We start from the raw sequence: 14,793 nt of genomic DNA on the forward strand, positions 1-14,793 counted from the left end.
TAAACTAGAGGCATAAGCTGCCTGCTGCAGCTTCACCCCTATAAGAATGAAGAGGGATAAGCCTCATGACGAAGTCTGAACTGGTAGAGTTGATTGCGTCCAAGCAAACCCAGCTTTCCGTGAAAGATGTAGAGCTGGCTGTAAAAACCATCATTGAACACATGTCGCAGTCGCTGGCGGACGGTCAGCGTATTGAGATACGTGGTTTTGGCAGTTTTTCCCTCCATCACCGGGCGGCCCGCACTGGCCGCAACCCTAAGACCGGTGATGCGGTGCAGTTGCCGGCCAAGTTCGTTCCTCACTTCAAGCCGGGTAAAGAGCTTCGAGAGCAGGTCAACGACAGCATGAAGCAGGGCTACTGAGCAGTGTGTCTGGGCTGCCAGTCAGATTTGCCCTGTTTTTGATGGAACAGATCAAAGGGAGTTAGCGTTAATGGCCGGGTTGCAGAAGATCCTGATCGTACTGTTGGTGCTGATTCTGGTTCTGGTGGCGTTGGTGTTTTCTCTGAACAACCAGATGGCGGTGGCACTTAATTTTCTGGTGTTCGAGACTCAGCCCCACGGAATTGCTGTCTGGATCATTATGTCTTTTGTTCTGGGGGGGCTTTCTGGCATCCTTATCACCGTACTGGCGACGTTTCGCACTTCGGTTTCCCGTCGCCAGTTGCAGAAGCGCCTGACTCGCGCCGAGCGGGCACTGGAGGAATCGAAGGGTCACTCTAACCGGACGCTTTAATGGATATCGTTTTTCAGTGGCTGCTGTTGACGGCTGCGGTTGCTGCTGGGTGGTTCATGGGGCGATTCGGTCGCTCCTCGCGGCGCAACAGTCGTTCTGTCTCCGATGAGGCCTCCGTCAGGGATCGGCTGCAATTCCTGTTTACCAATTACTCAGACCAGGCGGTCGAGAATTTTGTGCAGTCGCTTGCGGTCAATGCTGAAACCGTGGCGCTGCATCTTTCCATCGGATCCCATTTCCGCAATAAGGGCGAAACTGACCGGGCCATTGTGATTCATCAGAATCTGCTTGCCCGCCCGGAGCTGTCAACCCGTTACCAGCCTCAAGTTACCTTTGAGCTTTCTCTTGATTATACCGCTGCCGGTCTGCTCGATCGTTCAGAGGCGTTGCTGCACCAGTTGATGGGTGATCGTGACTATGGTCGCAAGGCGGCAGACCAGCTGATAGAGCTGTATCAGCAGGAGCGGGAGTGGGGCAAGGCGGGGCAGGTGGCCAAGACCCTGCGGGCGAATCGTGTCGATCCCGAGCTGGATAAGAAGCTTGCCTACATCACGTGTGAGCTTGCTGATCAGGCGGTCGCTGATGATGATCGCTGGACTGCAAACAAGCTGATCAAGGAAGCGCTGGAGTACGACCGTTCCTGTATTCGTGCGACGTTTATCCAGATCAAGTTGCTGGTGCGCCAAGGCAGCTATAAAGAGGCTTCGCAGCAGTGCATCAGGGTATTTGACCAGAACACAGACTTTGGCCCGGAGGCCATTGATCGTTTGATGAAGTTGGAGCGGGAGCATGGTGACGTCCGCCGCCTTGTCAGGAAGCTTCGCAAGCTTTATGACAGCTGGCCGAGTACCAGCCTGTTGCTGGCGGTGGTGGAATCGGTAGAAAAGGCAGATGGGCGTGCGGGAGCCATTGACCTGTTAAGGCATGAGCTTGAGATACGGCCCAGTGTGCGTGGCTTGCTCCGCTTGGTGGAGTTGGCAGGGTATGAGAAAGGGATGACGACGGATGAGGGGCGGCTGGTGAGTCGGATTGGTCACCTGATTCTGGCGAACCGTCCGATCTACCGATGTGTCAGTTGTGGTTTTTCCGGGCAGCAGTTGCACTGGTTGTGTCCAAGTTGCAAGACCTGGGAGTCCGTGCGCCCGATACAGGGTGTAGAGGCGGAGTGAGAACCTCGAAAGAATCAATACCGGATAGGTGAATACGAACATGCAGAAAGATCCGAAAATCATCGTTGCTCTGGACTTCCCGTCGGAGGAGCCGGCGTTGGCCCTGGTGGACTCCCTGAATCCGGAGCTGTGCCGGCTCAAGGTGGGCAAGGAGTTGTTTACCCGCTCTGGTCCGGCGCTGGTGAAATCCCTTCAGGCGCGCGGCTTCGAGGTCTTCCTGGATCTCAAGTTTCACGACATTCCCAATACCACCTCGGCGGCGGTGGCTGCGGCTGCGGATCTGGGGGTGTGGATGGTGAATGTTCATGCCTCCGGTGGTGCCCGCATGATGGAGGCCTGTCGTACCCGCCTGGAATCCTTTGGCGCGGACCGGCCTTTACTGATTGCTGTTACGGTGCTGACCAGCATGGGGGATGACGATTTGCGGGGTATAGGGATTGATGTCTCGCCGGCCGAGCAGGTTTCCCGGCTGGCTGCGCTGACCGCGGATTGTGGCCTGGATGGCGTGGTCTGTTCGGCGCAGGAAGCGCCCAAGCTCAAAGCTGAGCATGGGTCGGGGTTCAGGCTGGTGACTCCGGGTATTCGTCCGCTGACGGCAGATAAGGGGGATCAGCAGCGCATCATGACGCCGGCAGATGCTCTCAGGGCAGGCTCGGACTACCTGGTGATTGGTCGTCCTGTTACCCAGGCGGCGGACCCTTTGGCGGCTCTTGAAGCCATTCATGCCGAGGTTGCCGGGCTCTGAGGATTTCGTGGTGTCTGGCCGCTGGCCTGTCGGTCATTCTGACAGGTTGCGGCTGGCATTATCGGGGGCAGGCTGGGTTGGGTCGTGGATGCCTGGTCTGGATAAGCTTAGGGCAATAAAAAAGCCCGCTAACTCAGAGAATTAGCGGGCTTTCAGAATAGTGGCTCCCCGACCTGGGCTCGAACCAGGGACAAACGGATTAACAGTCCGTTGCTCTACCAACTGAGCTATCGGGGAACGTCGTCATGTGACGAGGCGCGTATATTAAGTTGGTGATAGCGCCTCGTCAACCCCTCAAACGATTTTTTTACCCGAGTGCTTTCTGCAGACGTTCAATGGCCTTCTGCAGGTTCTCCATGCTGGTCGCAAAGCTCAGACGCATATGGCCCGGGCTTCCGAATGCGGAGCCGGGAACCAGGGCAACACCGGCTTCACTGAGCAGCTTCTCGGCGAACTCTACGTCGTTGCTGGCGCTGTCGTCGGCGTCGATGGCACCCTGAAAGCTTGGGAATACATAAAAGGTACCATCACCATTGAGGCACTCTACGCCAGGCAGCTTGTTGAGGGCTTCTACCAGGTAGTCGTGGCGTTCCTTGAATGCCTTGACCATCTCGCCGACACACTCCTGTTGGCCATCCAGTGCAGCCTGGGCCGCGGCCTGGGAAATGGAAGCCGGGTTGGAGGTGCTCTGGGACTGGATTTTCTTCATGGCGCCAATAACCCGGGCCGGGCCGGCTGCATAACCAATGCGCCAGCCTGTCATGGAGTAGGCCTTGGATACGCCATTGAGAACGAAGGTGCGGTCATACAGCTCAGGCGTTGCGTTGAGAATGTTGCAGAACGGCTGGCCGGTCCAAAGAATTGGCTCGTACATATCATCCGTGGCCACCATGACCTGCGGGTGCTTCTTCAGCACTTCGCCAATCGCCTTCAGCTCGTCCAGGGTATACGCCATGCCGCTCGGGTTTGACGGGCTGTTGATAACAAACAGGCGAGTGCGTTCAGTAATGGCCGCCTCGAGCTGCTCTGCGGTGATCTTGAAGCGGGTGGCCGCAGAGGTTTCAATAACCACGGGTTTGCCTTCGGCGACCAGAACCATGTCTGGGTAGGAGACCCAGTACGGCGCCGGAATGATGGCCTCGTCACCCGGGTTCAGGATGGCCAGGGCAAGGTTGAAGAAGCTCTGCTTGCCGCCGCTGGAAACCAGAATCTGGTTGGCTTCGTAGTCGAGGCCATTATCCCGCTTGAATTTGTTGATGATGGCTTTTTTGAGCGCAGGGGTACCGTCAACAGCTGTGTACTTGGTCTGACCGGCCTTGATCGCCTCAATGGCAGCGTTCTTGATATGATCCGGTGTATCGAAGTCAGGCTCCCCGGCACCCAGGCCGATAATGTCCTGGCCTGCGGCGCGAAGTTCGGCCGCTTTGTTGGTGACTGCGAGAGTGGGAGATGGCTTGATGGCCTGTACTCGGCTGGAAAGTTGAAGGTCCAAACTTGCGCTCCTTGAAAGCTGCGTCTGAGATAGCGACGCCGGTGAAATCGCAGGAAATACCTGGCCGGCGTTAAACCCGCAGATGGTAACATGAAGCCTGGCTGAGGATAAGACAGGTTGGCCGTTCAAATGCAGGAAAACGGAGGATAAAACGCCGCCATGGCAAAAGATGACCATGATAACGACCGTCGCGGTAATCCCTTTCGGGTCCATTCCGCTTTCCAGCCATCCGGCGACCAGCCCGGCGCGATTGCAGGCCTGGTGGATGGGATAGGGTCCGGTCTGGCGCACCAGACCTTGTTGGGGGTCACCGGCTCGGGCAAGACCTTTACTATCGCCAATGTGATCGAACAGGTGCAGCGCCCGACGATCATCATGGCTCACAACAAGACTCTGGCCGCTCAGCTCTACGGCGAGTTCCGTGAATTTTTCCCGGATAACGCGGTGGAGTACTTCGTGTCTTACTACGATTACTATCAGCCCGAAGCCTATGTGCCGTCATCGGATACCTTCATCGAGAAGGATGCCTCGATCAACGAGCATATCGAGCAGATGCGATTGTCCGCTACCAAGGCCTTGCTGGAACGGCCGGACGCGATCATTGTCGCAACGGTTTCCGCCATCTACGGTCTGGGTGACCCGCAGTCCTATCTCAAGATGATGCTGCACCTTGACCGAGGTGATCAGGTGGATCAGCGCGCGATCCTGCGGCGGTTGGCGGAATTGCAGTACACCCGTAATGACGTTGAATTTCATCGCGCCAACTATCGTGTGCGGGGAGAGGTGATTGATGTGTTCCCGGCCGAATCCGAGAAAGAGGCGATCCGGATAGAGCTGTTTGACGATGAGGTCGAGAACCTCAGCTATTTTGATCCGCTTACCGGTGAACTGTTGCGGCGGGTACCCAGGGTCACGATTTATCCTAAGTCCCATTACGTAACCCCTCGTCAGACGGTGCTTGATGCGGTTGAGCGGATCAAGGAAGAGCTCGACGGCCGGTTGGCCCAGTTACGGGATAACAGCCGGCTGGTGGAAGCCCAGCGGCTGGAAGAGCGCACCCGTTACGATGTCGAAATGATGCTGGAGCTGGGGTACTGCAACGGCATTGAGAACTACTCCCGTTACCTGTCCGGTCGGCGACCTGGCGAAGCGCCGCCCACGCTGTTTGATTACCTGCCACCCAACGCCTTGTTGGTGGTGGATGAGTCTCACGTCACCATTCCGCAGATTGGCGCCATGTACAAGGGCGACCGTTCTCGCAAGGAAACCCTGGTCGAGTATGGTTTCCGGCTGCCGTCCGCGTTGGATAACCGCCCCATGCGCTTTGATGAGTGGGAGCGCATTGCGCCACAGATGGTGTTCGTATCGGCTACGCCCGGTAACTACGAAGCCGAGCATGCCGGGCAGGTGGTGGAGCAGGTGGTCCGGCCGACCGGCTTGCTTGATCCGGAGATCGAGGTGCGTCCGGCATCGACCCAGGTGGACGATTTGCTGTCTGAGATCCATGCCCGCGTCGCTGTGGATGAGCGGGTGCTGGTGACCACCTTGACCAAGCGGATGGCAGAGGATCTTACCGATTTTCTGCTGGATCATGACATTCGGGTTCGCTACCTGCATTCAGATATCGATACGGTTGAACGGGTAGAAATCATCCGTGATCTCCGCCAGGGCAAATTTGATGTATTGGTTGGTATCAACCTGTTGAGGGAAGGTCTGGACATGCCGGAAGTCTCGCTGGTCGCGATTCTGGACGCCGATAAGGAAGGTTTCCTGCGTTCCGAGCGTTCTCTGATCCAGACCATCGGGCGGGCAGCCCGTAATGTAAACGGCAAGGCGATTCTCTACGGCGATCGCATCACCGGTTCCATGCAGCGGGCCATTGATGAAACGGGGCGTCGCCGGATCAAGCAGCAGGAACATAACGAGGCGCACGGAATTACCCCGACCGGACTGAACAAGAAGATCTCCGACATCATGGAAGGCGCCGGCGGAACCTCCGGCCGCGGTCGTCGCAAGCCCGAGCGTCCAGGGGAGCAGGCGGCGGAAGAGGCTGAAAAATACCGCATCAAGGCACATGGCCATTCGCCGCAGCAGTTGCTCAAGGATATCGCTGAGTTGGAGGACCAGATGTACAAGGCCGCCTCGGAGCTGGACTTCGAAACCGCCGCGCGGCTGCGAGATGAAATTGCCGAGCTTAAGGAAGCTGCGATCCGTACCGCCTGAGGTTCATCAGTCGGCCCGTTTCGGGCCGATCACTACGGCAGCTTTGAGGGGGGTGCTGCGGCCGTATTGCTGCATACGGTCAAAAATCTGCCGGTCCACGGGTACATACTGCTTGGCGGCGATGGACTCTCCTTCGGTGTAATCCACTTCCGGGTCGTTGAGATACACGAAGCGGTCGTCAATGGCGGTCACCGTCACCCAGTGAGGTACCCGGCTCTGGCTGAGCTGCCAGCTGCTGATCAGTATCAGTGGAATCTGGCCGGCGGATAGCGCGCTTTGTAGCTGTTCCAGGGTAAGGCTCTCATGGATCAGCTGGATACCCGTATGGCCAATGTCGTGCATGAAACCTTCATGCACCAATTCCAGCACCCGTTTTTTGTTCTCATCACGCACCGTTTGCTGGAACAGCGGGCCGCTCTGGCTGACATAGGCGCTGACCTCAAACCCCCGTTTCCAGGCGGCCAGGGCCAGACCATGGGGGCCGCAGCCACCATGGCCTGCCAGCATGAAAATGGTGGTGGCCTCGCGCCAGATGCGGAGCTCCTCCAGCGAGGAAATTTCCTGCTCCGGATCCAGGCTGACCATAGCCATCATCAGCGCGGCCGGGCCACAGGTAAATTCGGTGGTTTGGGCGTAGTAGGGGACTTTCGGAAAAGTGTCGAAGCGTTCGTAGAACAGAATGCGCCGCTCAAAACGGAGGGCCTCGCTGTGATCCTCGTAATAGTCGCTGTAGCTGCCAAACTGGCGATAGCCCAGACGCTGGTATAACCGTATCGCCGCCGGATTGTCTTTGCGGACTTCAAGGCGCATGACGATCCGGCCATCCTGGCGGGCCAACGCCTCTGCTTCGTGCAATAACGACTCACCCACGCCATGCCCGCGGGCATCGGGATGCACCCCGATGGAATAGATGCGGGCCAGCCGTGTTGCCGCGTGCATGAACACCAGGCAATAGCCGATCAACTCCTGATCGCGCATGGCCACCAGCAGGCGGTCCCGGGGCATGCTGATAAAACGGCGAAAGCTCCTGCGTGAGATCTGGTCGCTGGTAAACAGCTGGCTTTCCAACTGGGTCAGGGCATCCAGGTCGGACCGCAGGGCAGGGCGAATATGAATTTGAGCCAAGGTTGGGCCCCTCGAATGAACAGCGGTGAACGTACGTTCCAATGAGCGATTATTCACCAGTTGGGCGAGCTTAGACACTGTTTTTGAATGCGTAAAAACACCCATCATTGAGCTATTGCTGGCAGCCTCGCTGCGGCGTATCTTTGCGCTTCCGGCAGCGCATTCGCGACGCCACCGGCAATGGCCTCAGGGAGGTTCTGCCAACGTGTCTAAACTTCTGATTGTGGTGGACCAGGCTTCCGACTGGGCCCCGTTTTTCCCAAGCGATGATGTCCAGACTTTTGAACAGTACCTGCATGGTACCCAGCGGGACTCCACGCGTACCCGGGTCATCAACCTGTGTCAGAGTGCCCGCTATCTGAGTCGCGGCTATTACTGTTCGTTGCTTGCGGAAGCGCGGCGCCACCAGGTGCTGCCGTCCGTGGCGACCCTCAACGATCTCAGTCGCAAGGGGCTATTTTCCCTTGAGCTGAGTGAGCTGGATTCCGAAGCCCTGAGATGGCTGGATCAGGCGGCGGACGACCAGGGCAGCGCCGGTAAGGTCATGGTCAGAACCTACTTTGGTCAGGTCGAAGTCCCTGAGCTTAAGCGGGTCGCCCGCAGCCTGTTTGACCGGTTTGCCTGCCCGATTCTGGAGGTGCAGTTCAAACGCCGGCGTAGCTGGCAGATTGAATCCATGAGGCCGGTTTCGCCGGGGGATCTGACGGAAACTGAGCAGGACGCCTTTGCCGCAGCACTGGACCGCTTCAGCAGTATCGTCTGGCGCAAACCGAAAGGGCGCCGACGCTATCGTTTTGATCTGGCCATGCTGACCAACCCTGATGAGCAGTTGCCGCCCAGCGACAAGGTTGCCCTGGCGCGATTCATCAAGGCCGGTCGTAAGCTCGGGATTAATGTCGAGCAGATCAACAAGCGGGATTACAGTCGCCTGCCTGAATACGATGGCCTGTTCATCCGTGAAACCACGGCCATTGATCATCACACCTATCGTTTTGCCCGCAAGGCTGAGTCCGAAGGGCTGGTGGTCATTGATGATCCGGTGTCCATCCTGCGCTGCACCAACAAGGTATTCCTGGCGGACCTGCTGACCGCCAACCGGGTGCCAACGCCGACCACGCTGATTCTATCGAAGGATCAGAAGGACAACGTGCAACAGGTGATGCAATCCATTGGCTTTCCGGCCGTGGTAAAGATTCCCGACGGTTCCTTTTCCCGAGGGATCTCCCGGGTGGAAAACGAAGGCGAGCTAAGGGTGGCACTTGACCAGCTGTTCCGCCAATCGGCCCTGGTACTGGTCCAGGAATACCTCTACACCGACTACGACTGGCGTATCGGTGTATTGGGTGGGCGCGCAATCTATGCCTGTAAATACTATATGGTCAAAGGTCACTGGCAAATTTACCAGCATGGGGGGGATGCGCAGGTCAACAGTGGCGGATTTGAGACGCTGCCCACCTACGAAGCTCCTCGCAAGGTCATCCAGGCAGCCCTCAATGCCACCCGGCTGATCGGGAGTGGGTTGTATGGTGTCGATATCAAACAATCGGGGCAGCGGATTGCGGTCATTGAAGTGAACGACAACCCCAGCATCGAGGCCGGAGTTGAAGACCGCTTTCTCGGGGGCGAGCTCTACACTTTGATCATGCAGGAGTTTCTCGCCCGGATGGAGGAAAAACGCCGACGTTAGTTCAGGAACGCCATACCCGAAGGCTTCCGAACCACGGCTGCGAATCGAGGTATTGCTTCAGCGCTTCGATACGGCTCTGCTCGGGGTCCAGGGCATGGCCATCGAAAAACAGCTCCAGATGAATCTTGTTCCGGAGATAGTGCAGGCGTAACCGTCCATGAGGGATGGTTACGCCGAGTTTGTCTTCAAGCAAGGCATCCAGATCCTTGCGTTCCGGTAAGCCCAGGGTGGTGGGCTCGAACTCGTCGTCATTCTCCGGGTCAATGTGGAAGTTGATGTAGGCAATGTCGTCCAGGGTTTCTCGCATCCGGTCAACCACCTGCATGCCAATCTGGTGACCTTCGGAAACGCTGATGTTTGGGCTGACCACCAGGTGTACGTCCAGCAGAATGTCCTGGCCCATTTTCCGGGTACGGAGTTCGTGGACGTTGCGAACCCCCTCGGTTTCCCGGGCGATGTTTCTGAGCCGCTCGAGTTCTTCGGAGGGAATGCCGGTATCGACCAGCTCCTTGACGCTGCTCCAGGTAAAACTCCAGCCTACGTGACCAACAATCAGGGCAACGATCACCGCCGCAAGGGCGTCGAGCCAGACAAACCCGAGCATGGCCCCCGCGGTCGACACCAAAACGATGACCGACGAGAACGCATCGGTGCGGCTGTGCCAGGCATTAGCGACAATCAGATCGGAACGAATGGCCCGGCCAACACGGCGGGTATAACGAAAGATCCATTCCTTACCACCGATGGAGAGCAGGGCGGCGACCAGCACTGGCCACTCTGGCAGGGGCGCGTCGGCCTGGCTGATCAGGCGCTCGAGATTGTCCCATGCCAGTGCGGCGCCTACCGCAATCAACGTGGTTCCCAACAGCATGGTGCCGAGCGTTTCAATGCGCTGATGACCGTAGGGGTGCTCTTGATCGGGCGCTCGGCGGGAGGCCTTCATCACTGCAATCACGATCAGGTCAGAGAAGGCATCTGATAAGGAGTGGATGCCGTCAACAAACAGTGCTTGGGAAAAGAACAGGATGCCAGCAACGCATTTGAGTATCCCCAGCGCGATATCGAGAACCATTCCGATAACGGTGACCCGGGTTGCAACCTGGGCAGCCTGGCTATGGTGGTCTGAATCTTTATTCAGGGGCGCAATATCAGACATGTTTGTGTCTATCTCCGGGCAGTTCGCGACCATTTGCAATGTTGGGTGGTGTCCATGTGCCAACTTTATTCACATCAAGTCTTGACATTCCTAAAGTAACACATGGTTGCATATAGCCGGTCGGGATGTACGAAAGTACTTAATATTACCCAATATCAGTAAGTTACAGCTGATCAAAAAATGGTCAATCTGTAGATTGGCGCACTCCACAAGGGTTAGCCAAAAGTCTCGACGGATTTTCAACAGGGTTATCCACAGAAACCGTGGAAAACATCACAAGACCTTAATGGTTCGGTCATTCCACTGTCATTCTGAAGGCGCAGGCGCGGCTGTGGAAAACTTTCTGTATACTGCGCTCCACATCCAGTCCTGCGAGGAAGATTAACATGTACGGTTTGGCCCGTAACCTGCTGTTTCAACTGCCCCCTGAGCAATCCCATAACCTGGCGTTGTCAGGCCTCGATCTGGCCTACAAGCTCGGATTGCTGAAGGCATTTGTAAAGGGAATCGAGCCGTTGCCTGTGGATGTCATGGGGCTCCGCTTTCCAAACCCGGTCGGGCTGGCGGCAGGGCTGGACAAGAATGCTGACCATGTCGATGCACTGGGTGCTCTGGGGTTCGGCTTTGTTGAAGTAGGTACGGTGACACCCGTGGCACAACCGGGAAATCCCAAGCCCCGGCTCTTCAGGTTGCCGGAGCATCAGGCCATCATCAACCGTATGGGCTTCAACAACGAGGGCGTTGATCACTTGCTGCGTCAGGTCGATCGTATGGCCTATCAGGGCGTGTTGGGCATCAACGTCGGCAAGAACAAGGTAACCCCGGAAGAAGACGCCGACAGTGATTACCGAAAGGGCATTGCGGCGGTCTACAGCCGGGCTAATTACATTACCGTCAATGTGTCCTCTCCCAATACGCCAGGGCTGCGGAACCTTCAGTTCGGTGATGCTCTGAAACGTCTTCTCGCGTCGATCAAGGACGAGCAGCGTATTCAGCAGGACAAACATGGCAAGTACGTGCCCATTGCGGTGAAAATTGCGCCGGATATGGACGATGATGGCATTCGTTTTGTCGCCGCTGCCCTGCAGGACTCGGGGATGGACGGGGTTATTGCGACCAACACCACCGTATCCCGGGAGGCGGTTGCCGGACATCCTCTGGCCGATGAGGCTGGCGGTCTGAGTGGGGCGCCGGTCAGAGGGCCTTCACTGCGGGTCATTGAAGGCCTCTATGCTGAGCTTGGCGAGTCGTTGCCGATCATCGGTGTTGGCGGAATCGCGGATGGGACCTCGGCGGTGGAAAAAATCCGGGCGGGTGCAAAGTTGGTGCAGGTCTATACCGGTTTTATCTACCGCGGACCGGCCCTGGTGGCTGAAGCGGTCGAGGCGATTCGGCAATACTCTGCGTCGGTGCCAAAGGCTTAAGCGCAGCATCCATAGCCGTAATAAAAGAGAAAGCAGGGAGAAAGCGGGTCGAGCCCGGCCTGGACGGCTTTTGGAGTCGCCAAAAAAAGTGGGCCCGCTAAGCGGGCCCGTGCGGGGAATAAACCCCGTGGCGTTTTCTTCTTGGTCTGGTACGGGTCGGAGGGACCCGTTTGGGTTTAACTCAACTGCCTGTCTGTCAAAGATTCAGAATAAGTAACCAAGGCTACCGGTGAATGGAGCTCAGGCGGTGACGTTCGCCAACTTGTGAATGCCTGACACCCCGGTCATGCCCTCCCAGTGATCTGTTCGGCCTTCTCGCCAACCGTTGAGCCATTCCTGGCGGACTTCTACCTGATCCAACGGGCAGCTGTCTTTCGATTTTCCGGACACGCCGGCCATGTAACCCCGTTTGTACGCACGAGCATACATATCTCTTTTCTGTCTCTTCATGCCGTTCCTCACCTAATGGATTTGCAGAACAAGCGTGTGCACACCTGCTTTGGTGAGCTAACCCGGGACTGCCGCTATTTAAGTGAGAGCGGACATGTCCCTCCTTGCCGTTACCAAAACAGTCAGGATCCTGTAGTCGAAGCATGAAATGCTTCTTCAAAATGACGCGTCAGTTACAAGGTAAATTGAATAAGCGGTCCGTGTACACTAATTATTTCATCTATGTGGCGCGTTCTTTATATTTGTGTGAAATAACGCGGACTCGGGTACCATAGCGACCCAGCCGCTCCGGCCGTTGCAGCATAGCCTGTCGTCGTCCACACTTTGAGGGGACTTGCGGGCGTTTACGCTGGTCCCATAATCCGTTTTCAACGCCTTCATTTATCAGGAGTTTACGCTTGTCCAACCTAATGTTTTTCGTCACCTGTCCGAAAGGCGTGGAATACCTGCTGGTGGATGAGCTGCAGGGGTTCGGGCTTGACCTGGTTCGCCAGGCACCTGCCGGGGCCTGGGTTGAGGGTACTCTTGAAAGTGGTTACCGGGCTTGTTTGTGGTCACGTCTGGCAAACCGGGTGATTCTCCACCTCGCGGATGTCGATGCCACCAGTGGTGACAGTCTTTATGACGGCGTACACGATATGGATTGGGCTGATCATATTTCGGTTACGGGCAGTTTCAAGGTCGCGTTCAGCGGTCAGAATGAAGCCATTCGCAATACACAATACGGGGCTCAGCGGGTCAAGGATGCCATTGTTGACCGGCTGAGAAATGCCCGCGGCGACCGCCCATCGGTGGATTCAAAGTCACCGGACGTTGTGGTGTCGGCGCGATTGCATCGTGGTCGCCTGGCCATTGGCATTGACCTCAGTGGCGAGAGCCTGCATAAGCGGGGCTATCGCACCGAGCAGGGCGTGGCTCCTTTGAAAGAAAACCTGGCATCAGCCCTGCTTTTGCGCGCAGGCTGGCCGGAAATCGCCAGTGACGGCGGCCATTTTGTGGACCCCATGTGTGGTTCGGGAACCTTGTTGATCGAGGCCGCCATGATGGCTCTGGACCTGGCGCCGGGCCGTCAGCGACCTGGCTATGGTTTTGAACGCTGGTTAGGGCATGAGCCTGAAACCTGGCTTGCACTGAGGCAGGAAGCCGAGCGCCGGGCCTTTGAGGGTCGGCAGAAGGCGTCGCTGAAAGTGGCCGGGTTTGATCAGGACAGCAAGGTGATTGCGACGGCCTGGCGTAACATTCAGCGCGCGGGTCTCGAAGGCGTGGTCCATGTGGAGTGCAGAACGGTTCAGGAGTTCCACCTTGATGGTGAGTGGGGCGGGCGTGGGCTGGTGCTGACCAATCCGCCCTATGGTGAGCGCCTCAGCGAACGTCGGGAGTTGGCCGGCTTGTATGGCGCTCTTGGTGAGGTCGTCAAGACACATTTGAACGGTTGGCGGCTGGCGGTGTTTACCGGTGCTCCGGAGTATTGCAAATCCATCGGTTTGCGCAGTTACAAGCAGTATCGCCTGTTCAACGGCAAGCTGCCGGCCCAGTTGCTGTTGTTTGAGGTGGATGCCGCCAACGCCATGACCCCACGGGATCCGGCCAAGGCTGGCGAGTTGCTGCCGCGGATTGCCAATGAGGAGCGGGCACAGATGCTGGCGAACCGCCTGAAGAAGAACCTCAAGACCATTGGGCAGTGGGCCAAGAAGCAGAACATCGAGTGCTATCGCCTCTACGATGCGGACATGCCGGAGTTTGCCCTGGCCATTGATGTGTACGATGGTCGTGTTCATGTCCAGGAGTATGCGCCGCCCAAATCGGTCGACGCCCGGGCTGCGCAGGAACGTCTGGCGGAGGCTCTGGCGGTCATTCCCGAGGCCTTGCAGATTGATCCGGCTGAGCTCGTATGCAAGCACCGACAACGGCAAGCCGGCACCAGTCAGTATGAGAAACAGGCGGCGTCCGGAGAGTTCTTCACCGTGCATGAGCATGGTTGCGCCTTTAGGGTGAATCTCAGGGACTATCTCGATACCGGGCTGTTCCTGGATCACCGGCCAGTGCGTTACTGGATCCAGCAGAACGCCGCCGGCAAGCGTTTTCTGAACCTGTTCTGCTATACCGGCGCGGCCACCGTGCATGCGGCGGCAGGAGGGGCGACCCGTTCACTCAGCCTTGATATGTCCAAGACCTACGTAAACTGGGCCCGGGATAACCTCAAGCTCAACGGACAGTCGTTGACCCGGCATCAGGTTGAGGCGGTTGACTGTCTGAAGTGGCTGGCGGAAAAGCCGACGGCTGATCAGCGCTTCGACCTGATATTTATGGACCCGCCGACGTTTTCCAACTCGGCACGGATGAACAATGTGCTGGATATCCAGCGCGACCACTCCACTCTGATACGTCAGGCGATGGCTCGCCTGGTGGGGGATGGACTGCTGATCTTTTCCAACAACTTCCGCCGCTTCAAGCTTGATGCAGAAGTGGCAGAGGCGTTTGAGGTGGAAGAGGTGAGTCGTTCAACCATCGACCGGGATTTCCAGCGAAATGAGCGAATCCACCGCTGCTGGCACATCCGTCACCGGGCGTGATCATTAACCGGGTG

12 protein-coding genes and 1 tRNA gene are annotated in these 14,793 nt (G+C 57.2%); 8 read left to right on the forward strand and 5 right to left on the reverse strand.

The window, feature by feature from the left end; translation table 11 throughout:
* The first annotated feature begins 65 nt into the window (after window positions 1-65).
* The 4 genes from BLV11_RS11285 to pyrF all read left to right on the forward strand — a co-directional run bounded on the left by BLV11_RS11285 (window position 66) and on the right by pyrF (window position 2,649).
* Window positions 66-362 (forward strand): integration host factor subunit beta, encoded by a 297-nt coding sequence (locus BLV11_RS11285; protein WP_091813901.1) that lies wholly within the window; start codon window positions 66-68, stop codon window positions 360-362.
* 70 nt (window positions 363-432) lie between these two features.
* Window positions 433-735 (forward strand): LapA family protein, encoded by a 303-nt coding sequence (locus BLV11_RS11290; RefSeq protein WP_091813904.1) that lies wholly within the window; start codon window positions 433-435, stop codon window positions 733-735.
* The gene (gene lapB / locus BLV11_RS11295; RefSeq protein WP_091813907.1) at window positions 735-1,904 is read left to right on the forward strand and encodes a lipopolysaccharide assembly protein LapB; all 1,170 of its coding nucleotides are present in this window, start codon (window positions 735-737) and stop codon (window positions 1,902-1,904) included. Before BLV11_RS11290 ends, lapB begins: the two co-directional genes overlap by 1 nt.
* 40 nt (window positions 1,905-1,944) lie before the next feature.
* On the forward strand, window positions 1,945-2,649 hold the full coding sequence (gene pyrF, locus BLV11_RS11300) for an orotidine-5'-phosphate decarboxylase (protein ID WP_091813910.1): 705 nt from the start codon (window positions 1,945-1,947) through the stop codon (window positions 2,647-2,649).
* A 161-nt stretch (window positions 2,650-2,810) separates the two neighbouring features.
* Here pyrF and BLV11_RS11305 read toward each other — a convergent pair.
* Window positions 2,811-2,886: transfer RNA gene (locus BLV11_RS11305), tRNA-Asn, on the reverse strand.
* Window positions 2,887-2,956: 70 nt separating this feature from the next.
* On the reverse strand, window positions 2,957-4,141 hold the full coding sequence (locus BLV11_RS11310; RefSeq protein WP_091813913.1) for a pyridoxal phosphate-dependent aminotransferase: 1,185 nt from the start codon (window positions 4,139-4,141) through the stop codon (window positions 2,957-2,959).
* Window positions 4,142-4,300: 159 nt separating this feature from the next.
* On the opposite strand from BLV11_RS11310, the gene uvrB reads away from it, so the two are divergent.
* Entirely contained in the window at window positions 4,301-6,364 is a 2,064-nt protein-coding gene (gene uvrB / locus BLV11_RS11315) for an excinuclease ABC subunit UvrB (protein WP_091813916.1), read from the forward strand.
* Window positions 6,365-6,370: 6 nt separating this feature from the next.
* On the opposite strand, the gene rimI is transcribed toward uvrB, so the two are convergent.
* The gene (gene rimI / locus BLV11_RS11320; protein WP_175528332.1) at window positions 6,371-7,489 is read right to left on the reverse strand and encodes a ribosomal protein S18-alanine N-acetyltransferase; all 1,119 of its coding nucleotides are present in this window, start codon (window positions 7,487-7,489) and stop codon (window positions 6,371-6,373) included.
* Window positions 7,490-7,694: 205 nt separating this feature from the next.
* Between rimI and BLV11_RS11325 the strand changes: the two genes are divergently transcribed.
* Window positions 7,695-9,176 carry a RimK family protein gene (locus BLV11_RS11325; RefSeq protein ID WP_091813919.1) on the forward strand — a complete coding sequence of 494 codons (1,482 nt, stop codon included), beginning with the start codon at window positions 7,695-7,697 and terminating at the stop codon, window positions 9,174-9,176.
* Between the two features lies 1 nt (window position 9,177).
* Here the strand turns inward: BLV11_RS11325 and BLV11_RS11330 are convergent, their stop codons facing one another.
* Complete coding sequence (locus BLV11_RS11330; RefSeq protein ID WP_091813923.1) at window positions 9,178-10,332, reverse strand: cation diffusion facilitator family transporter; 1,155 nt, start codon at window positions 10,330-10,332, stop codon at window positions 9,178-9,180.
* Window positions 10,333-10,718: 386 nt separating this feature from the next.
* Here BLV11_RS11330 and BLV11_RS11335 point away from each other — a divergent pair, with 386 nt between their 5' ends.
* Complete coding sequence (locus BLV11_RS11335) at window positions 10,719-11,756, forward strand: quinone-dependent dihydroorotate dehydrogenase (RefSeq protein WP_091813925.1); 1,038 nt, start codon at window positions 10,719-10,721, stop codon at window positions 11,754-11,756.
* Window positions 11,757-11,996: 240 nt separating this feature from the next.
* Here BLV11_RS11335 and rmf read toward each other — a convergent pair whose 3' ends face one another.
* On the reverse strand, window positions 11,997-12,206 hold the full coding sequence (rmf, locus tag BLV11_RS11340; RefSeq protein ID WP_091813928.1) for a ribosome modulation factor: 210 nt from the start codon (window positions 12,204-12,206) through the stop codon (window positions 11,997-11,999).
* A 398-nt stretch (window positions 12,207-12,604) separates the two neighbouring features.
* Between rmf and rlmKL the strand changes: the two genes are divergently transcribed.
* Window positions 12,605-14,779, forward strand: a complete 2,175-nt coding sequence (rlmKL, locus tag BLV11_RS11345; protein ID WP_091813931.1) for a bifunctional 23S rRNA (guanine(2069)-N(7))-methyltransferase RlmK/23S rRNA (guanine(2445)-N(2))-methyltransferase RlmL — start codon at window positions 12,605-12,607, stop codon at window positions 14,777-14,779.
* Window positions 14,780-14,793: the final 14 nt, after the last annotated feature.

Source organism: Marinobacter mobilis (genome assembly GCF_900106945.1).
Taxonomy (GTDB): domain Bacteria; phylum Pseudomonadota; class Gammaproteobacteria; order Pseudomonadales; family Oleiphilaceae; genus Marinobacter; species Marinobacter mobilis.

Coding starts and splice junctions, on each gene's coding strand:
- BLV11_RS11285 (WP_091813901.1), top strand. CDS start 66: ATGACGAAGTCTGAACTGGTAGAGTTGATTGCGTCCAAGCAAACCCAG.
- BLV11_RS11290 (WP_091813904.1), top strand. CDS start 433: ATGGCCGGGTTGCAGAAGATCCTGATCGTACTGTTGGTGCTGATTCTG.
- lapB (WP_091813907.1), top strand. CDS start 735: ATGGATATCGTTTTTCAGTGGCTGCTGTTGACGGCTGCGGTTGCTGCT.
- pyrF (WP_091813910.1), top strand. CDS start 1,945: ATGCAGAAAGATCCGAAAATCATCGTTGCTCTGGACTTCCCGTCGGAG.
- uvrB (WP_091813916.1), top strand. CDS start 4,301: ATGGCAAAAGATGACCATGATAACGACCGTCGCGGTAATCCCTTTCGG.
- BLV11_RS11330 (WP_091813923.1), bottom strand. CDS start 10,332: ATGTCTGATATTGCGCCCCTGAATAAAGATTCAGACCACCATAGCCAG.
- BLV11_RS11335 (WP_091813925.1), top strand. CDS start 10,719: ATGTACGGTTTGGCCCGTAACCTGCTGTTTCAACTGCCCCCTGAGCAA.
- rmf (WP_091813928.1), bottom strand. CDS start 12,206: ATGAAGAGACAGAAAAGAGATATGTATGCTCGTGCGTACAAACGGGGT.